This is a genomic window from Synechococcus sp. CC9902, from assembly GCF_000012505.1.
Classification (GTDB): Bacteria; Cyanobacteriota; Cyanobacteriia; order PCC-6307; family Cyanobiaceae; genus Parasynechococcus.
The window spans coordinates 1138521-1156865 of the sequence record NC_007513.1 but is presented as its reverse complement, the minus strand read 5'-3'; the positions used below and the strand labels follow the sequence as shown (position 1 = coordinate 1156865).

The 18345-nt window shown below is 51.3% G+C and carries 20 protein-coding genes; 10 read left to right on the top strand and 10 right to left on the bottom strand.

Features of this window, described 5'->3' with window-relative positions:
• The first annotated feature begins 31 nt into the window (after positions 1–31).
• Together SYNCC9902_RS05980 and SYNCC9902_RS05975 are read left to right on the top strand one after the other, a co-directional pair.
• Positions 32–481 carry a DUF3531 family protein gene (locus tag SYNCC9902_RS05980; protein ID WP_011359984.1) on the top strand — a complete coding sequence of 150 codons (450 nt, stop codon included), beginning with the start codon at positions 32–34 and terminating at the stop codon, positions 479–481.
• The gene (locus tag SYNCC9902_RS05975; protein WP_232179183.1) at positions 441–1205 is read left to right on the top strand and encodes a 16S rRNA (uracil(1498)-N(3))-methyltransferase; all 765 of its coding nucleotides are present in this window, start codon (positions 441–443) and stop codon (positions 1203–1205) included. The genes SYNCC9902_RS05980 and SYNCC9902_RS05975 overlap by 41 nt, the downstream gene beginning before the upstream one ends.
• Here the strand turns inward: SYNCC9902_RS05975 and SYNCC9902_RS05970 are convergent.
• Complete coding sequence (locus tag SYNCC9902_RS05970; RefSeq protein ID WP_011359982.1) at positions 1195–1686, bottom strand: hypothetical protein; 492 nt, start codon at positions 1684–1686, stop codon at positions 1195–1197. The genes SYNCC9902_RS05975 and SYNCC9902_RS05970 overlap by 11 nt on opposite strands.
• A 96-nt stretch (positions 1687–1782) precedes the next feature.
• On the opposite strand from SYNCC9902_RS05970, the gene SYNCC9902_RS05965 reads away from it, so the two are divergent.
• Positions 1783–2556 (top strand): DUF92 domain-containing protein, encoded by a 774-nt coding sequence (locus tag SYNCC9902_RS05965; RefSeq protein WP_011359981.1) that lies wholly within the window; start codon positions 1783–1785, stop codon positions 2554–2556.
• Between the two features lie 291 nt (positions 2557–2847).
• Here SYNCC9902_RS05965 and SYNCC9902_RS05960 read toward each other — a convergent pair whose 3' ends face one another.
• Positions 2848–3222: a sigma-70 family RNA polymerase sigma factor gene (locus SYNCC9902_RS05960; RefSeq protein ID WP_011359980.1), complete on the bottom strand. Its 375-nt coding sequence runs from the start codon at positions 3220–3222 to the stop codon at positions 2848–2850.
• 39 nt (positions 3223–3261) lie between these two features.
• On the opposite strand from SYNCC9902_RS05960, the gene SYNCC9902_RS05955 reads away from it, so the two are divergent.
• Positions 3262–3501, top strand: a complete 240-nt coding sequence (locus tag SYNCC9902_RS05955) for a PCP reductase family protein (RefSeq protein ID WP_369776082.1) — start codon at positions 3262–3264, stop codon at positions 3499–3501.
• Between the two features lie 6 nt (positions 3502–3507).
• On the opposite strand, the gene SYNCC9902_RS12700 is transcribed toward SYNCC9902_RS05955, so the two are convergent.
• From SYNCC9902_RS12700 to SYNCC9902_RS05930, 6 genes are read right to left on the bottom strand one after another with little or no spacing between them, the layout of a single operon-like run.
• Entirely contained in the window at positions 3508–3675 is a 168-nt protein-coding gene (locus SYNCC9902_RS12700; RefSeq protein WP_011359978.1) for a hypothetical protein, read from the bottom strand.
• Between the two features lie 50 nt (positions 3676–3725).
• Positions 3726–4409, bottom strand: coding sequence for a GDSL-type esterase/lipase family protein (locus SYNCC9902_RS05950; RefSeq protein WP_041425005.1), 684 nt, complete (start codon positions 4407–4409; stop codon positions 3726–3728).
• Positions 4410–4461: 52 nt separating this feature from the next.
• Positions 4462–5991: a phosphonate ABC transporter gene (locus SYNCC9902_RS05945; RefSeq protein ID WP_011359976.1), complete on the bottom strand. Its 1530-nt coding sequence runs from the start codon at positions 5989–5991 to the stop codon at positions 4462–4464.
• Positions 5970–6674 carry a phosphonate ABC transporter ATP-binding protein gene (locus tag SYNCC9902_RS05940; protein ID WP_041425003.1) on the bottom strand — a complete coding sequence of 235 codons (705 nt, stop codon included), beginning with the start codon at positions 6672–6674 and terminating at the stop codon, positions 5970–5972. Before SYNCC9902_RS05940 ends, SYNCC9902_RS05945 begins: the two co-directional genes overlap by 22 nt.
• A complete protein-coding gene (locus SYNCC9902_RS05935) occupies positions 6671–7594 on the bottom strand; it encodes a putative selenate ABC transporter substrate-binding protein (RefSeq protein WP_011359974.1) in 924 nt (307 codons plus the stop codon). Before SYNCC9902_RS05935 ends, SYNCC9902_RS05940 begins: the two co-directional genes overlap by 4 nt.
• A gap of 22 nt (positions 7595–7616) precedes the next feature.
• Complete coding sequence (locus SYNCC9902_RS05930) at positions 7617–8798, bottom strand: pyridoxal phosphate-dependent aminotransferase (protein WP_011359973.1); 1182 nt, start codon at positions 8796–8798, stop codon at positions 7617–7619.
• Between the two features lie 81 nt (positions 8799–8879).
• Here SYNCC9902_RS05930 and SYNCC9902_RS05925 point away from each other — a divergent pair, with 81 nt between their 5' ends.
• The 4 genes from SYNCC9902_RS05925 to SYNCC9902_RS05910 are packed head-to-tail and all read left to right on the top strand — an operon-like array spanning position 8880 to position 12390.
• A complete protein-coding gene (locus tag SYNCC9902_RS05925) occupies positions 8880–9281 on the top strand; it encodes a VOC family protein (protein ID WP_011359972.1) in 402 nt (133 codons plus the stop codon).
• On the top strand, positions 9278–9841 hold the full coding sequence (locus SYNCC9902_RS05920; protein WP_011359971.1) for a uracil-DNA glycosylase: 564 nt from the start codon (positions 9278–9280) through the stop codon (positions 9839–9841). The genes SYNCC9902_RS05925 and SYNCC9902_RS05920 overlap by 4 nt, the downstream gene beginning before the upstream one ends.
• Positions 9842–9863: 22 nt before the next feature.
• Positions 9864–11069 carry a (E)-4-hydroxy-3-methylbut-2-enyl-diphosphate synthase gene (ispG, locus tag SYNCC9902_RS05915; RefSeq protein ID WP_011359970.1) on the top strand — a complete coding sequence of 402 codons (1206 nt, stop codon included), beginning with the start codon at positions 9864–9866 and terminating at the stop codon, positions 11067–11069.
• 31 nt (positions 11070–11100) lie between these two features.
• A complete protein-coding gene (locus tag SYNCC9902_RS05910) occupies positions 11101–12390 on the top strand; it encodes a S41 family peptidase (protein ID WP_049749483.1) in 1290 nt (429 codons plus the stop codon).
• A 61-nt stretch (positions 12391–12451) separates the two neighbouring features.
• Here SYNCC9902_RS05910 and SYNCC9902_RS12695 read toward each other — a convergent pair whose 3' ends face one another.
• Positions 12452–12619 (bottom strand): hypothetical protein, encoded by a 168-nt coding sequence (locus SYNCC9902_RS12695; RefSeq protein ID WP_011359968.1) that lies wholly within the window; start codon positions 12617–12619, stop codon positions 12452–12454.
• Between the two features lie 81 nt (positions 12620–12700).
• Positions 12701–16279: a transcription-repair coupling factor gene (mfd, locus tag SYNCC9902_RS05905; protein ID WP_011359967.1), complete on the bottom strand. Its 3579-nt coding sequence runs from the start codon at positions 16277–16279 to the stop codon at positions 12701–12703.
• A gap of 421 nt (positions 16280–16700) precedes the next feature.
• On the opposite strand from mfd, the gene SYNCC9902_RS12090 reads away from it, so the two are divergent.
• Both SYNCC9902_RS12090 and SYNCC9902_RS05900 read left to right on the top strand, forming a co-directional pair.
• Complete coding sequence (locus SYNCC9902_RS12090; protein ID WP_156771081.1) at positions 16701–17060, top strand: hypothetical protein; 360 nt, start codon at positions 16701–16703, stop codon at positions 17058–17060.
• Positions 17061–17779: 719 nt separating this feature from the next.
• Positions 17780–18073, top strand: a complete 294-nt coding sequence (locus SYNCC9902_RS05900; protein ID WP_011359964.1) for a hypothetical protein — start codon at positions 17780–17782, stop codon at positions 18071–18073.
• Positions 18074–18345: the final 272 nt, after the last annotated feature.

The following is an 18345-nucleotide window of genomic DNA, read 5'->3' as shown; positions in this document are numbered from 1 at the left end:
TGAACGATGATGAGGTGTATGCCTTGGGTCTATGGACGTTCGATTCCGTGAAGTGGATCCTTTTAATTGTTGGGTTTGGCTGCGTTTTGCAGACGTTCCGAGTCAAGGGGAACGAAATTATGTGGATGGAATTTTTGACAGCTGGTACGTGATCGGTCGTCTCGGGGGTTTTAACGCTGAGAATCTGCAGGTGCATGACGAAGGCGCTGATATGAGTTGGATGGGATACAACAACGAGGAAGCCGATTCGGTGATGCCGGCGCTGATGCACAACATGGGGCAAATGGAATACCAAGAAGAATGGGCGAGGTGTTGGATTGACCTGGGTACAAGTGATGGCGTATCGCTCGATATTTTGATTAATGCATTACGTCAACTCGATGCTGATGTGGTTCAACTTGTCGAGATGGTGGTAGGTGGAGTGAATGAAGATTGGCCTGTTGAAGATCATCCCGACAGCGTCTTCCCTGCCGGTGCGTGAACTCAGACGTCTGTTGATTCAGCCTGACCGATTCGTTGGATCGGAGCTGTTAACGCTCCAGAACGATGAATCCCACTACCTCCGACGTGTGCTTCGCTTGCGGATTGGTGATCCCCTGGCGATTTCCGATGGCTGTGGCCAGCTCTGGCAGGCAGAACTGGTCGATGAATACACAGTGAAGACCCAACCCCATCCATGCGAACAGGTCGTTCAACCTCATCCAAGATTGGGACTTGCTGTGTCGATCATCCGTCGTGGTTTTGACGATGTGGTGAGGATGGCCTGTGAACTCGGCATCGATGCGATTCAACCGCTTCGATGTGAACGGACTGTTCCGCAGGCTGAGCACCGTCCAGATCGCTGGAACACGATTGTTCGTGAAGCGGTCGAACAGTGTGAGCGCCTTTGGAAACCAACCGTTTTGGAGCTCAACTCCCTTGATTCGTGGCTGAATTCCTGTTCTGGCCAGAAAGCTGTTGGTGTAACGCGGACGCCCAACGTTGGCCCACTGAAGGATTGGTTTCAGCAGAAGGCCGCTCCAGGTCAAACCACATGGTTGATTGTTGGTCCCGAAGGAGGCTGGACGGTGGCTGAACTCGAAGCACTGAACGATCATTCAGTCGTCCCGATCCATTTGGGACCTTCAATTCTGCGAACGTCCACCGCCGCAGTGGCTGGGGCCGTTGAACTAATTCGTTGGCGTGAGCATCAACTCAACTCCTGAACAGATCTTCTGCCATGTTGCGGAAGTTTTTCACTGCAGCACCAGGTGCCCGCCTGCGCTGATTCAAAACTGAGCCTGGCGTGAGATTGTCAGGGGCATACGTGCTGTAGGTCATTTCAGGCCGAGCAGCTTCGGCGACTGCAAGATCCGCGGCGATGGCTTCTGCTGTGGTGAGGCCATCGCTCTTGGGTGTAACGACTGGCTCTGTGCTCTTGGGCTCTGAGGCCTGGACGGTTGCGTTCTGATTGTTTTGAACGGCAGAACGGTCCGTCGATATCGCCGTTGAAACTGTTACCGAGGCGGAGGAGGCAGCACCATCACCTTGATTAGACGGTGCGACGAGCAGCGTTGGGGCTGATGCTGCTTGTGGTGTGTCTTGGCTCTCCTCGGTCTCCATCGGCTCTGTGGGCAGATCGATCTTGGCCGGTGCAGCTTCGCCATCAAGAGTCAGGAAGAAACTCTTGTCGTTGTTAAACACCATCCGCTCGACCCATCCATTGAAGACTGGATGATTCTCCTCCTCTATTTGTCGTTCACAAGAGATGCTTAGAGCACTGCAACACGCGTGATGCTCTGGATGTGGATTGAAGCCCTGGTCGTGAATGGTGTTCTTATCAGCTTTGCCCAGCGCACCCCGCTTCTCACAACACAAGGATGGATCCACGCGGCAGCCCTTGGAACGATCTTGTGGGGGAGCCTCGGTTGGCGTGGTTGGTTGGCCGTTGTTGTGTATTTGGTTGTAGGAAGCTTGGTGACGCGCATTGGCTTCAAGAACAAGCAACGCCGTGGGTTGGCCGAAGCCCGTGAGGGACGACGAGGCCCTGAAAACGTCTGGGGCTCAGCAGCGGTCGGTGCGGGTCTGGCTCTCGTTCTTGCGGCTTCACCGGAAGACGCCAGTCTTTGGCGCCAGGTTGTGTTGATTGGATTTTCGGCAAGTTTTGCCGCCAAACTGGCCGATACTTTTGGCAGTGAAATTGGCAAGCGTTGGGGTCGTACGACCCTGTTGATCACCACACTCAGGCCGGTCGCACCTGGAACCGATGGTGCGATCAGTCTGGAAGGAACCATGGCGAGCGCTGCTGGCAGTGTGGTGATGACCTTTGCGCTTTGGGGGCTCAGTTCGTCTCAACTCCCCCTGATCCCCAACGCCATGGCAGCTGGAGTGGTGATGGTGGTGGGTCTACTGGCCACCCTTGCTGAAAGTGTCATGGGAGCCGTTGTTCAAAACCGCGTGGGGTGGCTGAGCAATGAGCTGATTAATGCGCTGCAAACGCTTCTGGCAGCTGGTTTGGCAATGGGCTGGACGGCACTAGCAAGCCATCTTGTGCTGCCAACAATCGCAGGGTTGTAATCGCATCTTCCAGCATCTGCTTCAAGCGTCGTTGGCTGATCCGATGGGATTGGGCTAGTTCCCGAAGACGAACCCCTTCAATCCAATGTTGCTTCAGCAATGTCTGATGGATTGGGGCGAGCTTAGGTAGAACACCATGAAGCCACTCCGCTTGAGGATCTGGATTGCGGCCACTAGGGGCTTGTAAGTCCAAATCCTCAATCCCCATCATTTTTTTACTGACTTCCGCTGCACAGGCATCCAGCCATCGTTGGGGACTCACTTTTAAGCGCACCGCAATGGATCGATCGCTCAGAGGAGGTGACCCTTTTGCGTCCGTTCTTGTTGCAGGCGTTGACCGGAGACATAAAGGTCTTGGAGTCGCCAAGGAATGCGCACCATGCGCGATCGGTCTCGCCGGTAGTGCAAAACCTGGCCGTTCGCTCGGCTCATCAAGTAGCTGCTGGGGCGCAAGCCACGGGACGGGTCAAACTTTTGCAGACCTTGAATCAAGCCAAGGCAGGCTTCTTGAAGGAGATCGTCCCGTTCTTCCGGTCCACGATGACGTTGACGCATCGCCACGCAATGGGCCAACCCCAAGTGCTGAAGAACCTTTTGATTTCGCTGATTGGTGCCAGGCGGTAAGCAGCGCCGCTCTTCATGGCGTTGACGGGCATTGAGAACCATGCAATCAAAACAACTGCTTTCACGGTTGCCAGGCAATCCGTGAAAGCCTGCCCACCGCAGGACCTCAATCCGGCACAAATGTGCTCGATGATGAGTTGGACCTGTGGTTTACGAATGGATTGGCAACCAGAAGCACTAACAGCGCTCAAAAAAGATGTGCCATTTTTTGTCCGCCCTGCGGTGCGACGCCGCGTCGAATCGATGGCCATGGAAGCTGGCCGAGCGGATGTATGTCTTGACTTTTATCGCGAAGCCAAGGCGAGCATGGCGCCGAAATAGAGCGATTCAGGACTGATCCAATTCACAGCGATTCAGCTCAGGTGTCGTTAGCCGATCAATGATGCGTGCCATATCAACCGCTGTGAGGTCACCATTGTCATCCCACTTCAGCGTGGTTTTGCGTTGAGCGGGTGGCTTTTTGTTGGTGAACTGAAGAGAAGTATTGAGCTCCATGCTGATCCCACTTGTTAGCGAATTCACACACTAGCTGGGGCTCGGGTGCCTTACCCATTGATCGGGGTGGGTGTGTTCAGTGGTGAAAGTCCTGCCCAATTCAACAGCGGTGGCCAGTGCTGGAGTGCGTTGTAGATCCAGGAATGGCCGTTCGTATTGAGGTGAATCCCGTCGGGCTCGATCCACTGCAACCAATCGGTTTGTGCCTGGATTTCGGCATGAAGGGCATAGAACGGCACATTGGCCTCACGACACTGTTCCGCTAGAGCTGCTTCCGTCGCGGCAATTGCCTTGTTGCTGTACCAAAGGCACTCCGCAAAGGGCATCACATGTTCATCCACTGGAGTGAGCCCAAGAACGAAAACGTTCGTTACGGATCTCATCTCCATCAGAAGTTGGCTGATGCCAAAGGCGAAGGCGTCTGGCTCTAGTTGGGGGCGGCCATCACTGCGACCGATTCGGGCTGTGTCATTGAGGCCAACACTCAGCAGCAAACCGTCGGGGTGTTGTCGCCGAAGTTCCCCGCGACACAACCATTCATGCCGCCATCGCGCTGCAATCCGTTCAATTCCATCGCCTCGAACACCGAGTGGATAGATCACCGGTGCGGAAGGAAGTTGCATCCAATCCATCCGTAATCGCTGGCACCAACCACCACCGTCCCGATCCCCCCAGCCAAGAACGCCGCTATCACCCAAAACCACGAGTTGTCTCGGTCCCATGGTTGCCGCCATCACAAGACCACTTCTTTCACAAGACCACTTCTTCTTTCACAAGACACTGCCTTCACAGGCCTACAGCCTTGCAGTTCAAGCGTTGTTGCAACTGTTCCGTGATGGTTTCTCCGCAGAGTGTCAAAACAATGAATGCCAGGACCAACCAAGCAACGAGCCACCAGTGAAAGGACGACAAAGCGTCGATTAATTGCCAGCCCAATCCCGCACTTCCCACAATCCCTACAACCACAGTGTCTCTGAGGATGACGTCGCACCGGTACGACGCATAGGCGAGATAACTCCGACTGACTTCGGCCAATGGGCCGTAAAGCCAGCTCATTCGAACAGTCGCTCCAGACCGTTCCAAGATCTGTGCCGAACCTAAACCTGTTTCGCGGATGTCTTTCATCAGCACACGACCCATCACCCCGCTGTGATGGAGCCCTAGGGCCAGAGCTGCGAGGGGCAGGCTCGGCTTAGCCATCACCAGGAGTAACAGTGCAGTCAAAGGAGTTGGCACTAAGCGCAATGCGCCCCAGATCAGGCTTTGAAGCCGAAGGCTGCTTTGGCTCGGCGAAAGCAAGAGAAGTAGTGGAGGAACTGCCGTAGCGATGCAGCTGGCCATCAGGGTGATGAGAAGTGTTGAGCCGATCGCAGCTCCCCAATTGATCTCAAACAGTGCCGCAGTTGCTGCGTTGCGGTCAGCCACTAACCCACTGAACACAGGACCAAAGCTTTCGCTCGGCCAAGAAAGATCCAAATTCAGAGAGGCACTCCAAACCACTAACAACACCAGCGCAATCCCCACGACAAAACCATGCCGTGGCCTGCGCGGAATGGTCTGAAGGATGAAATCAAGTAACACCATGGCTATGGCTAACAACCACAACCCACTCCACATATCTCTGAATTGGAGGGATTGAAGGCTCAACATCAAATCGGTTCCTAGCCCCCCAAGCCCAAACACGCCCAGGATCAAAGCTGATCGAAGAGCGCAATCGAGGCGATGGCCAATGTGATGTTTGATCGAGGCAAACACTGCTGGAAAGACAGCCGTCAGAAGCACTGCCATCGCCGGCCCTCCGCTGCCTTGAAGGACCGGTAGGGCTGGCGAATCATGGCAATCAATTTGATCAGCAAGCACCCTTGCCATCAAGGCGCTGTACGGGATAACAATCGCCGCGATAGCAACCCAACCGTTGAGTCCATAAACCTGAAGTAAGAGCAACCCCCAAATCAACTCATGAATGGCTCGGAAGGGGGACAACAGTCGCCGAACAAGCAGTGCTGGCCATGCAGTTCCCAAGAGGGTTCGCCAAAGGGTGCGTGAACCCAAAAAGCCGAAGATCAATCCCAGACCACTACTAATGGCCCAGGAGAGAACCGCTGTCACGAAGGTGATCTGAAGTCCTTGCCAAAGGCTCTTGAGAAGAGTCGGATCGAAGGAAGGCTGAACAGCACCTTGAGCAAACTGGATTAACAACGGGAGCCCACCGCCATGGCCATCTCGAACGAGGATGGCCACCACAGGAATCAGACAAAGTCCCGGTAGCAGAGTGAGCAGCGGTAAAGCTGGTTTTACGAACGTCCGTACAACCATTCCAATTGCGTCTTGCTGATCATGTCTGGTGCCGCGTCAAGAACAAGGGCTCCGTTACGTAGACCCAGGACGCGTTCAAATCGATGGATGAGATCAGGGCGATGCAAGCTGATCAGACACCCTGGAAGTGAAAGCAGTGTGTCCAAGACATCCCTGGCGATGACAGGATCCAGGGCCGACAAAGGTTCATCCGCGAGCACTAGTTCAGGCCTTTGGCGCAGCAATCGAGCCAAAGCAACGCGTTGTCGCTGACCTCCTGAGAGTTCGGTCACGGCTCGTTTGAGCAGTGAAGGCTCTAGGTGGACCTCTTGCATTACCGCGAGACACGCGTCCTTTTCCAGGGCACCAAGCAGATTTCTCAAGGCCCACATCAAGCCATGACGCCCAAGGGCACCGCTATTGATGTTTTGGACCACGCTCAGCTCCTCAACCAGTCGTAAGTCCTGCCAAAACGTGCCAATTGATCGCCGTTCATGACGCGGCAATCTCTTGAGCGGTTGACCACGCCATTGGAGGGCGCCCCGCGAGGGTTGCAGGCTCCCGTTGCAGAGTTTGATGAGGGTGGTTTTTCCTGCGCCACTGGCTCCAAGTAAAACCACCCGTTCATCAGCCCTGATGGTGAGACTGGTCGTTTGGAGTCGTTGGTCCAGGCTCACCTGGTTCAACTCCAGGAGCGCTGTCAACGGATCTTGCCGAGTTGACGACCCACCGCTTCGATTTTGTCGTAATCGGAATTCTGAGCAGGAATGAACTCAGCGGCACCAAACAGTTCGAGGATGGTTTCACCTCGAGGCGTATCCGCAGTGATCGCTAGCAGAGCGGTTTGGACCTTGTTGGTAAAGCCATTACCGAATCGTTCATCGAGATCGGGACGAGCCACCCAGTGGTAGTCGACGTATGGAGGCGTTCTCCAAATGACTGAGACCTTGTTGGGGTCAGCGCGACCATCTTCAACATTGCTTTTCCAAACCTGTTCGTTCAAGGCTCCGACCTCGTAGGCACCGCTCTGCACCACGGCGATTGTGGCGTCATGGCTTCCGCTGAACCCAGGAGCACCACCGGCGAGCTCATCGGTGCCAACACCGTTTTGGCTCATGAAGTATTGAGGCATCAGCCGACCTGATGTTGAGCTCTCTGATCCAAAAGAAAGGCGTCGTCCTTTCAGATTTGTGAGCTGATCACCAGTGCTGAATGGGCGAAGTCCGCTGGCGCCATTGGCAATGAAGACGCTTGTGAACTTGGCGTCGATATCGCGTTGCGCCAAAACCTTGGCTCCAGGGGTTTGTAACCGGGCCTGTACGCCCGTGAGGCCACCGAACCAAACCAAGTCGAGGCTGCCGGTTCGAAACGCAGTCACCGCAGCGGGGTAGTTGCTCACAGGTACGTACTCCACCGGAACCTTCAGCTGATCACTGAGTTCGGCTGAAAGTGAGCTGTAAAGACGGTTGAGCTTCTCCGGGTTCTGATCCGGAATTGCCCCGATGTGAAGGACTGGTGACTCTGTGCCTAAAGGACCTGAACCACAGCTCGCCACGGCGGTCGCAACGACGATGCCAGTCAGAAGACGTGCAGCCAAAGAGAGCTGAAGTTTTTGAGTAGGCATTGATGTGACGTCTTTCGGTCAGTCAGAACTTGCTGAGCATCCGCTGCAGTCGTTCCAAACCATTTGTGATGCTCTCATGCGAGACGGCACACGACAGACGAATGCAGCGGTCGTCTCCGAAGGCAATACCTGGCACAACGGCAAGGCCTTCGTCTTCTAAAGCACGACGACAAAATTCCATCGAATCGGTAATGCCCTCCGGCAGCTGCGGAAAGGCATAGAACGCACCTTTCGGAGGAATCAAGGTGATGCCTGGAATGGATTGCAGTCCTTCGATCAGAAAATTTCTCCGCAAGTTGTAGCTGCAGGCCATATCTGCAACACACTCCCGCGATCCACGAATGGCAGCGAGCGCTCCTTTTTGGGCAAAACTGCAAACATTGCTGGTGCTTTGGCTTTGTAGTGCTGAAGCCGCTTTGATCACCGTCGCGTTGCCAGCGAGGTAGCCCAGGCGCCACCCAGTCATGGCCCAACCCTTGGCGAAGCCATTCACCGTGAAGCAACGATCCTTGATCGCTTCCGATACGGAGGCAAAACTGATGTGTTGCTCTCCCTCAGCCAAAAGATATTCATAGATTTCGTCACTCATCACCAAGAGATTGGGGTGTCGAGCAACCAGCTCAGCCAGAGCCTCGAGTTCTTGTCGCTGCATGACGCGACCCGTGGGATTCCCTGGACTGTTGATCACCAAAAGTCGGCTTTTGGGGGTGATCCTTGCTTCCAAAGCATCGAGATCGAGTCTGAATCCATCAGAAGCTGAAGATGGAATCAACACCGTGCTGGCACCAGCCAGGGCAGCCATTTCTGGATAACTCAACCAATAGGGCGAAGGGAGTAAAACTTCATCGCCGGGGTTCAGCACCACCTGGAAAAGGTTGTAAATCGCTTGTTTACCGCCGTTGCAGATCAGAACCTGCTCAGGCTTTGTCGCAATATCGTTTTCATGGGTGAGTTTGTCGGCGAGAGCCGCTCGTAACTCAGGATCACCCGCCGCTGGGCCGTAACGGGTGATGCCCTGGGATAGAGCCTCCCTTGCCGCCTCGACGATGAACCCTGGGGTATTGAAATCAGGCTCCCCAGCACTAAGGCTGCAAATATCTCGGCCTTCGGCCTTAAGCGCTTTGGCTTTGGCGCTGATCTCGAGGGTCAGCGAGGGCTTAAGGGCAATCGCCCGATGGGAGAGTTCTGGGGGGCGCAAGATCATCAACGCACCTCCCCGGGGTGCGTTTAAAAATCTCATCCTGCCTCAAGCAGTGACCCAAACAACCCTTTGTTCACGCAGGCCATGAATCCCTTGCAAATCAGCTTGGTTCTCGCGGCACATAACCCCAAAGCCTTAAGCCATTTTTATGCAGCTCTTTTTAACGCGACCATTTGTGCTGGAAAAGCAGACCACCACAAGATTCTTGACCTTGGCAATGGCTTAAGGCTTGAGATTTATCGGCCATCACAACATCGCCCATTCCCGGTGGCAGGTCGTGCGTTGTCGGTCTGTCTAAAGCGTCCTGCCCACCCCACTCCTTTGGTTGAATTGGAGCACCACGTCAGCCATGCGCTCAGTTTGGGAGGCTCTGTTGTGGAGCCGGCTCGGTTGGAACCTTTCGGTGCTGAATGTTGGATGAATGATCCAGAAGGCAATGCTTTTTTATTGCTGATTCCCATTGCACGATCGGAAGGGAGTGCATGACGTCCTTCGATTTGGATGCATGTTTGCGCTGCTCAGCCTGTGAGTTAGCCACAACGCGCCAAAAGGTGGTGGTCTATCGGGGCAATCCAAAAGCACCACTGATGTTGATCGGAGAAGCTCCCGGTGCGCAGGAAGATCAAACCGGTCTGCCGTTTAAGGGCCGATCCGGACAAGCCCTCGATCGTTTGCTGATCGAGGCGGGTTTCAACATCGAGAAGGACCTCTACATCTGCAATGCGGTGAAATGCCGGCCGCCGAACAATCGCCGCCCAAAAAAAACTGAGCTCACGGCATGTCGTCCCTGGCTTGACAAGCAAATTGCCGAAGTGAATCCTGCTGTGATCGTGCTGACTGGCGCAACTGCGGTTCAGGCTCTCTTGGAACTGAAAACTGCAATGACAGAGTTACGAGGGAAGTGGCAGACCTGGCAAGGTCGTTCGGTGATGCCCATCTTTCATCCGGCTTATCTGCTCCGTCACGCGTCGGCAAAGGAAGGCGGACCAGTTGAACTCACACGCCAAGATCTTTCCGCTGTGCGTACCAAGCTGTGCGAACGTTGACGTGCATCTGGAACGGCTACACATGACCGCCCTAGATCGGCGCTACGACACCCAGATCCATCGTCGAGTCACACGGACCGTGATGGTGGGAAGTGTCCCGATCGGCAGCGAGCACCCGATTGCGGTGCAGTCGATGATTAACGAGGACACCCTCGATATCGATGGATCAGTCGCTGGAATCATCCGTCTTGTCGATGCTGGATGTGAGATCGTTCGAGTGACGACCCCGTCGATTGGTCATGCCAAGGCCATGGGAAAAATTAAAGCGGAACTCTCGGCTAAGGGATGCAATGTTCCCTTAGTGGCTGATGTTCACCACAACGGAACAAAGATTGCCTTAGAGGTCGCTCAGCACGTCGACAAAGTCCGTATCAATCCTGGACTATTTGTATTCGATAAGCCTGATCCAAATCGTCAGGAATTTACAGAATCTGAATTTGCTGAAATCGGAACACGTATTAGAGAGACATTTGAGCCTTTAGTAAAACTCTTGCGAGAGCAAAATAAAGCGTTGCGTATTGGTGTTAACCATGGCTCATTGGCTGAACGCATGCTGTTTACATATGGAGATACACCGAAGGGAATGGTGGAGTCGGCGATGGAATTCGTTCGCATTTGCGACGATCTAGATTTTCATAACATCGTGATATCGATGAAAGCTTCACGGGCACCAGTGATGCTTTCGGCCTATCGATTAATGGCCGATACCATGGATCAAGAAGGATTCAATTATCCGCTTCACCTTGGGGTAACTGAGGCTGGGGATGGCGATTATGGACGGATTAAAAGTACGGCCGGAATTGCCACACTCTTAGCAGAGGGTTTGGGTGATACCATCCGAGTTTCACTTACTGAAGCGCCCGAAAAAGAGATCCCTGTTTGTTATTCAATTCTTCAGTCTCTCGGCTTACGAAAGACAATGGTTGAATATATTGCCTGTCCAAGTTGTGGCCGCACGTTGTTCAACCTGGAGGATGTCCTCCATAAAGTTCGCAACGCTACATCTCATCTAAAAGGTCTCGACATTGCAGTGATGGGATGCATTGTGAATGGTCCAGGCGAGATGGCCGATGCCGACTATGGCTATGTGGGTAAAGGACCTGGAATCATTGCTTTGTACCGAGGTCGAGAAGAAATTCGTAAAGTTCCAGAAAAAGAAGGTGTTCAAGCCCTGATCCAATTGATTCAGGAGGATGGTCTCTGGGTCGATCCTGATGAAACTCGGTAATCTGAACGCACAGACTGAAGACAAGACGGATATGGCTAAGTCAGTGAAGTGGCGATCGTTTCTTCGCACAACACCTCTACTGCTAATTCTCGGTTTAGGTGGCGTCACCACTGCTATCACTCTGGGCGCGCCAGGGTTCACCCTTCCGAGTGCTAGCGGTGGATCGATTAGCGATAGCCCTAAAGAGGTGATCGATCAGGTTTGGCAGATCGTCTATCGGGATTACCTTGATTCAAGTGGTGACTATGATGAATCGTCATGGCGACAATTACGTCGCGATCTCCTAAAAAAATCTTTCGCCGGAAGCGCTGAGTCCTACGAAGCAATTCGTGGAATGCTTGCAAGCTTGAATGATCCATATACCCGTTTCCTTGATCCAAAACAATTCAAGGAAATGCGAATTGATACGTCCGGTGAACTGATGGGAGTAGGCATTCAATTGAGTCTTGACAAAGCAACTAAAAAATTAGTTGTTGTATCTCCAATTGAAGGAACTCCTGCATCACGAGCAGGGGTTCTTTCTAAGGATGTGATTGTTTCTATCGATGGCAAGTCCACAGAAGGAATGAACACTGAGGATGCTGTTAAGTTAATTCGTGGGCCGGAAGGGTCAGCAGTAATTTTAGGTCTTCGCCGTGGTGATGAACTAATAGATGTTCCTTTGACGCGTGCCAGAATAGAGATTAATGCTGTTTCCTACAAGCTAAATACTACGCGAGATCAACATAAAGTTGGATATATTCGCCTCAAGCAATTTAATGCAAATGCAGCAAAGGAAATGCGCGAAGCAGCAAAGGCGCTTGAGGCGCAAGATGTTGATGGTTACGTACTGGATTTGCGGGGCAATCCCGGAGGATTATTAGAAGCAAGTATTGATATAGCTCGCCAATGGTTGAACGAAGGAATCATTGTGAGTACACGAACGAGAGAAGGTATTCGTGATGTCCGACGCGCTACAGGTAGTGCCATCACAGATAAGCCCTTGGTTGTTTTAATTGACCAAGGCTCAGCCAGTGCTAGTGAAATCCTGTCTGGCTCATTGCAAGACAATGGTCGAGCTCAATTGGTTGGTCAGAAAACGTTTGGCAAAGGGTTAGTACAGGCTGTGCGTGGATTATCTGACGGCTCTGGTTTGACGGTGACAATCGCTAAATATCTCACTCCGAAGGGAACGGATATTCACAAAAACGGTATCGAACCAGATATCAAGTCTGAGATGAGTGAAAAGCAGTTAAAAGGTTTTACGATTGAAAAGTTAGGTACAAGTCAAGACTCTCAATATATTGACGCAAAAAACGAACTGATTAAAAAAATAAATTAAAAACTAATTGCAACTTTGAAATATTATTTGCAATGAAGAAGAAATCTTCGTTACTAAAAAATTACGAAATTGGCTGCATTAATCCACCGCCGCCACCGCCGTTGGAATCATCGTCGTCGGATGCGTCGGGTTGCATCAAGGCATAAATGCCTAAGGCTGCTGCGCAGAACACACCGCTAACAACCTGCATTGACGCCCCATTGACCCCGATTTCAATGAATTCGCCCATGGAAAAACTGAACCTGACGCCAATGTAACGAAGAATTGCGGGTCTGTGAAGTTTTTCTCAGAAACGCGATGGGCCATCGCCCTACACCCTGATGACGGAATCGTTTTTCTCAGCTTTTTGGCGGTCCCGCTGGTCGGCCGTAAGCCCGTCTGTGTCAGGGATTTGTGCTGCCATCAGCTTCAGCCAATCCATCAGTTGCTCCAATTGTTTCTCCATCGGCAACACCCCAAGGCCACGCGCCAATGCTTTGTGCTGAAGACCACTGCCGGGTTGGTACACAAAGCGCCCGTGGAGATGCTGAGGGAGTCCTTGCCGCAGAAGCCGGAAGGCTGGCTCTTCCATTGGGGTTTCCAGCACGATGTTGGGTTTCTCCGGCTTGATCCTGGAGAAACCACACCGCTTCGCCAGCATCTTCAGTTCCATAAGTTGCAACAGCGACTGAACAGCCGCGGGAATGGCTCCAAAACGATCGGCCCAGCCGGCCGCCAACTCCACCAGCGCTTCGGAGGATGTGCAGTCGGCTGCTGCCCTGTAGGCCGCTATTTTTTCATCGGGATCAGTAATCCAGTCGGCAGGTACAAAAGCAGTGACTGGCAAATCAACCTGGGTGTCATCAACCGATGGGATGTCTTGACCCTGGATCTCGGCTAGGGACTCTTGCAACATCTCCATATAGAGGTCAAATCCGATCGTTTCCATCTGACCACTTTGTTCAACACCTAGAAGATTGCCGACACCGCGAATCTCCATATCTCGCATCGCTAGTTGATAACCACTACCAAGTTGTGCAAATTCCTGAATAGCACGCAGTCGTTGCCTTGCGTTATCACTAAGTGACGCATTTCCTGGATAAAATAGCCATGCATGAGCCTGAATACCACTGCGACCTACGCGACCACGAAGTTGATACAGCTGCGCTAATCCAAATCGATGCGCATCTTCAATCAAAATCGTATTAACACGCGGTATATCAAGACCACTTTCAACAATTGTGGTGCAAAGCATCACATCTGCTTCACCAGCGTTGAAGGCCACCATGGCACTTTCCAACTCTCCTTCGGCCATTTGACCATGGGCAACAAGAAGTTTGAGTCCAGGAAGCATGGTTCTAAGGCCATTAGCAACATCTTCAATCCCTTCCACCCGTGGAACCACATAAAACACTTGTCCACCACGATCCAATTCCTGACGGATTGCACTTCGCACCGCCTCTGGGTCGAGGGAGGCTAAATGCGTTTTAATCGGTCGACGAAGAGGGGGAGGTGTTGTGATTAAGCTCATCTCCCGAACACCCGACAAACTCATATAAAGGGTGCGGGGAATGGGTGTTGCTGAGAGAGTTAAAACATCAACATCCTTACGGAGAACTTTGATTTTTTCTTTCTGATTAACTCCAAAACGCTGTTCTTCGTCAACAACTAGGAGTCCGAGCTGTTGAAAGCTTGTACTTTTACTTAAAAGTTGGTGAGTGCCAACTACCGCATCAATGGTTCCCTGTTTTAACCCCTCAAGAATGCTTTTACGTTCCGTCGTTGTACGAAAGCGATTCAGGAGTGCCACTTTGATCGGATAGGGGGCAAATCGTTCGGAAAGGGTCCGCCAATGTTGTTGGGCCAAAACTGTTGTGGGCGCCAACATGGCCACCTGCTTTCCGGCGGTAATGGCTTTAAAAATGGCTCGAATCGCCACTTCAGTTTTGCCGAAGCCGACATCTCCACACACCAGACGATCCATGGGTTCGGCCCTCTCCATATCGCGCTTGACGTCCGTGGTGGATTTCAACTGGTCTGGGGTTGGCTCGTAGGGAAATGACTCCTCCAGTTCGGTCTGCCAGGGGCCATCAGGTGGAAATGCAAATCCATTCGACTGTTGGCGTTCGGCATAGAGCTTCACAAGATCAAGAGCCACCTTTCGAACGGCCTTCTTGGCCCGGTCTTTGGCCTTCGTCCAAGCTGCTCCACCCATGCGACTGAGTTGAGGCGGTGATTCACTCGTCGCCCGGTAACGACCCAGGCTGCCTAATTGATCTGCCGCAACTCGGAGAATTCCATCGGCGTATTGGACGACCAGATAGTCGCGGACATCACCGGAAAGAGCGAGTTTGTCCATGGCTTTGAAGCGACCAATTCCATGGTTGCGATGAACAACAAAATCACCTGGTCGCATCTTGTTGGGATCGACCGTGCGACTTGCGGCTTTGCGTCGACGTCGGACATACCCCGTGGAAGTAAGAGTTTGCTGGCCAAAAAACTCTCGATCTGTAACCAGGGCGACGCGCCAAGCGGGCAAGAGCACTCCTTCAAGTTCTGCGTTGCCTTTCGCTTTGAGGGCAACTGGAGTGTTTTGTTCGATGAGTCGTTCAATGGCAGGAAGATCACCTGCGTTGGGAATAAATCGACTGATGCAGTCATGTTCTTCAAGAAGGGCGACGGCACGACTTGGCTGAGCCGAAATCAGCCAGACAGACATGCGATCTCTCTGAAACCCCTTGATTAATTCACCGAGTTTGCCGAATTGATTTGGGTAAGCAGGAACGGGTCGACTGGCGAAATCGAAGGAGTTTGGGTGGTTGTCCTCCTCGAGAAGTTCTGCAAGATCGAACCCATCAAACACTTCTGCTAAGCCATAGGCAGCAACAACGTCGCGATGAAGAACTCCGGGCCAAAGCAAATCACGATCCTGCTCAGATAGACCAACCTCGATGGCCATTTCTTTATGGTGCTCAATCGCGTGATCCAACCAAAGCTGCCCATGGGCAAGACCCTGGCGCCGTTCGTCGATCACAACGGTGGTGACATCGGGGAGATAATCCAACAGGGAAGCGGGCTCATTCCAGGCCAATCCCATCAGGCGACGCATCCCCTCAGGGGTGCCACCCTCTAAGAGTTCATCGGTGGCTTGCTCTCCAAGTAAGGAAGACAGCCCATCTGGCATTGTGGCGCGAAGTTGGTCAGCAATGAGTGGATTAAAGCCAGTAGGTGTAAGCCTTAGTTGATCAATAGGATCAAGAGATCGTTGCGTTGACGGATCGAACTCACGTAGCTTGACAAGCTCTTCACCAAAAAATTCAAGACGAACTGGCAACTCACTACTGACCGAAAAAATATCAACAATGTCCCCCCGACGACTCCAAGTACCCTCCTGATCAATCGTCGATACGCGCTCATATCCGAGTTTCGCAAGTGTTTCAGCAAGTGACTCCAGCTCAACCTCATCGCCGCGAGTCAATACACGACAGGTCGCCTTTAAAGCGTCCGGTGGTGGTAGGTGAGGTTGCAGGCAACGTTCAGTCGCAACAATGGCGCGTCCACTGGATTCAGGGTCATTCAGGAGGTCGCTGAGAACCTGTAACTGGCCCCAGATAATTTCACTAGTGGGGTCAAATGGCTCATAGGGAGACCCTTCACTTGTTGGGTAAAGACTGGCGAGTGACCAGCCCATTAGCTCGAGCAGAGCTGTCCAACGCCCGGCTTCTTCCAGAGTTGGAACCACTACAAGCAAGGGAGATCCATCGCGTTGCGCCATAGCGCTGGCGATGAGTGCGCGGCAATTACGACCTGCACCCCGCATCAAGAGCCGTTCTGATCGTCGGCTGCGCTCTAACAATTCGCCCGTTAGCGCCCCGTCCCTCAGCTGACGCACCAGGGAACGAAGAGGCATGGGCTCACAACGAAGTTGATTGATCTTCGCAACGGGCGAGCATTGACTGTTGACAATGGGGAATGTCAACGCATTTTGAGAGTTGTAGTGTTAATTTCGTGTTGATAACTACACTAATACGTGCACACAAAGAACGTAGCCCCGCAACGGTTGACTCAGGCACAAAGACGTAACGCCGGATTTCAGTGTCTGCAAGCAATGCACATCGCGCCATGCGGCATGGCAGGGACCGACAGCGACTTCATTGCTTGGTGAATTTGAGTAAAACACATATCACGTTTATCAGAAAACTTCTAATTCTGAAACTCGTCATTTAGGACGTGAGCATGGATTGTTAGAATTTATTGTTCGACTCGTCAAATATAGAATGACTAACTTATCACCGCTCAAAAGGCCTTTGATAGAAGTGTCCAGATTTAATATGGCGTTGGCAGAAGCATTGCTAACGAATGAGGAAGAATCAATCATAGATTATATTCGATATACGGGGGTTTTTGATGAACTTAAAATGAGGAAAGACCTTTCACTTCCCTCTAAACCACCAGCACTGTGGTTGTTAGCAACTGCATGCGAGAAAATCGGAGAAAAGATTCCTGAGTATTTTTTAAACATACGCTCATGGTCGAAATCTCGAAGTACAGATGCAATAGCCTGGGATGGAAATCTGGTTTGTAGTATCGTCTATAATTGCGATGGTGAAGAGATTTCTCCTGTTTCAGGTACAGCGCTGTATCATACTTTTGCTGTTCATAGAGAGCTATTTACTGGTTTAGAATTTTAGGTTTGAATTTGTAATATCTTAAATATTCTTGTTTTTCTCTATCAATTCTTTGGGCGTTTGGAGGAGTTGAACGTCTGCTGAACTTGAAGAATTCATTTAAGATCATGTTTAACGATTTTGTTGAGTGAATGCCTCGATACCGCTGCCCTTCCTGCTGCTGCGGTTCAGCTCTCGTTTTGCACCCTCCGAAAGGGGCGATTCCGATCTGTGCAAGCTGTCGAACACCATTAGAGAAACAGCCTGTTGTGAAGGCGATTCCGCTTTTGGTACTTCTCGCTGTGGGGAGTGTGCTGGTTGCATCCTCAATCCCACTGCTATTCGACCCGAATCCTCAACCACCGTTGAGGCGTTCAAGGCAAATCACCTAGGCAGGCAACTCGAGGTAAAAAATTTAGTTGGACAATATCGAACGAGCATGTAAAGCATTAGGCACATCTGATCGTTTAGATCATTCTTGTGCTTCTAACCCATAAATGAAAAAATTAATTTGAGATATTGCTTTAGGAAGCCATCAATTTAAATTTTAATTTCACTAAATTGCAATCTCTAGCTGCATCTGAAAACCACTGTGCTTCCTCATGACTGAGAAATTAAGATGAATCATGGATGCCATGGAGAAGTAGAACAAGTGTTAGGGTGTTAGGATTATCAAAAGGATTGAAGCATTTAGTTTTTACTTCTATTCTTGGCTTTTAAAGGAATTAAACAAAGGTGCATCAATGGAAAATGATTTTGATTACTCAGGCCAAATATTATTCATGGATGTCCGGGAATACCTTCCCACTATTGATCCAGAAAGCTTGTCCAAAAAACATGCTTTACAAATATTGCTCTATATAATGAATCAAAAAGAGAACTTCCACGATCGGGGGCATGAAGAAAATAATGAAGAAACCGCTTGGGTCAATGGCTATCTTCTGAAGCTCGTACCTGATACCAACCAAGATGGGATGCAGCGATTTTTAGTTCAATGCATCGGTTCAAGTGTAGATAAAATAGCTTTGCTAAAATAAGCGATGAAGTAAATCAACAAAAGCATAAGTACGAAATTATTATTCAGCAATAATAATCTTGTGTAATTGATAAATTAAGCACCATTGAACAATCGGTAACTTCTTCTTTCGCTAAAAATAAAGAAAGGGCCCTGCATCTACAGTTAAACGTAGATGCTGAGCCACTTATGCCGAAGATCGCTCCCTCCGGCAAGAACACTTTCGTTGACTATCCGTCACGACACTGTTCGCAATAACCTTTATGCAAGTAATGCAAAATATTGGAGCTGTAG

Excerpts from the sequence above, each read along its gene's own strand:
- SYNCC9902_RS05980 (WP_011359984.1), top strand. The coding sequence starts at position 32 with ATGGACGTTCGATTCCGTGAAGTGGATCCTTTTAATTGTTGGGTTTGG.
- SYNCC9902_RS05970 (WP_011359982.1), bottom strand. The coding sequence starts at position 1,686 with ATGGTGTTTAACAACGACAAGAGTTTCTTCCTGACTCTTGATGGCGAA.
- SYNCC9902_RS05965 (WP_011359981.1), top strand. The coding sequence starts at position 1,783 with ATGTGGATTGAAGCCCTGGTCGTGAATGGTGTTCTTATCAGCTTTGCC.
- SYNCC9902_RS05960 (WP_011359980.1), bottom strand. The coding sequence starts at position 3,222 with ATGGTTCTCAATGCCCGTCAACGCCATGAAGAGCGGCGCTGCTTACCG.
- SYNCC9902_RS12700 (WP_011359978.1), bottom strand. The coding sequence starts at position 3,675 with ATGGAGCTCAATACTTCTCTTCAGTTCACCAACAAAAAGCCACCCGCT.
- SYNCC9902_RS05950 (WP_041425005.1), bottom strand. The coding sequence starts at position 4,409 with ATGGCGGCAACCATGGGACCGAGACAACTCGTGGTTTTGGGTGATAGC.
- SYNCC9902_RS05945 (WP_011359976.1), bottom strand. The coding sequence starts at position 5,991 with ATGGTTGTACGGACGTTCGTAAAACCAGCTTTACCGCTGCTCACTCTG.
- SYNCC9902_RS05935 (WP_011359974.1), bottom strand. The coding sequence starts at position 7,594 with ATGCCTACTCAAAAACTTCAGCTCTCTTTGGCTGCACGTCTTCTGACT.
- SYNCC9902_RS05930 (WP_011359973.1), bottom strand. The coding sequence starts at position 8,798 with ATGATCTTGCGCCCCCCAGAACTCTCCCATCGGGCGATTGCCCTTAAG.
- SYNCC9902_RS05925 (WP_011359972.1), top strand. The coding sequence starts at position 8,880 with ATGAATCCCTTGCAAATCAGCTTGGTTCTCGCGGCACATAACCCCAAA.
- SYNCC9902_RS05920 (WP_011359971.1), top strand. The coding sequence starts at position 9,278 with ATGACGTCCTTCGATTTGGATGCATGTTTGCGCTGCTCAGCCTGTGAG.
- ispG (WP_011359970.1), top strand. The coding sequence starts at position 9,864 with ATGACCGCCCTAGATCGGCGCTACGACACCCAGATCCATCGTCGAGTC.
- SYNCC9902_RS05910 (WP_049749483.1), top strand. The coding sequence starts at position 11,101 with ATGGCTAAGTCAGTGAAGTGGCGATCGTTTCTTCGCACAACACCTCTA.
- SYNCC9902_RS12695 (WP_011359968.1), bottom strand. The coding sequence starts at position 12,619 with ATGGGCGAATTCATTGAAATCGGGGTCAATGGGGCGTCAATGCAGGTT.
- mfd (WP_011359967.1), bottom strand. The coding sequence starts at position 16,279 with ATGCCTCTTCGTTCCCTGGTGCGTCAGCTGAGGGACGGGGCGCTAACG.
- SYNCC9902_RS12090 (WP_156771081.1), top strand. The coding sequence starts at position 16,701 with ATGGCGTTGGCAGAAGCATTGCTAACGAATGAGGAAGAATCAATCATA.
- SYNCC9902_RS05900 (WP_011359964.1), top strand. The coding sequence starts at position 17,780 with ATGGAAAATGATTTTGATTACTCAGGCCAAATATTATTCATGGATGTC.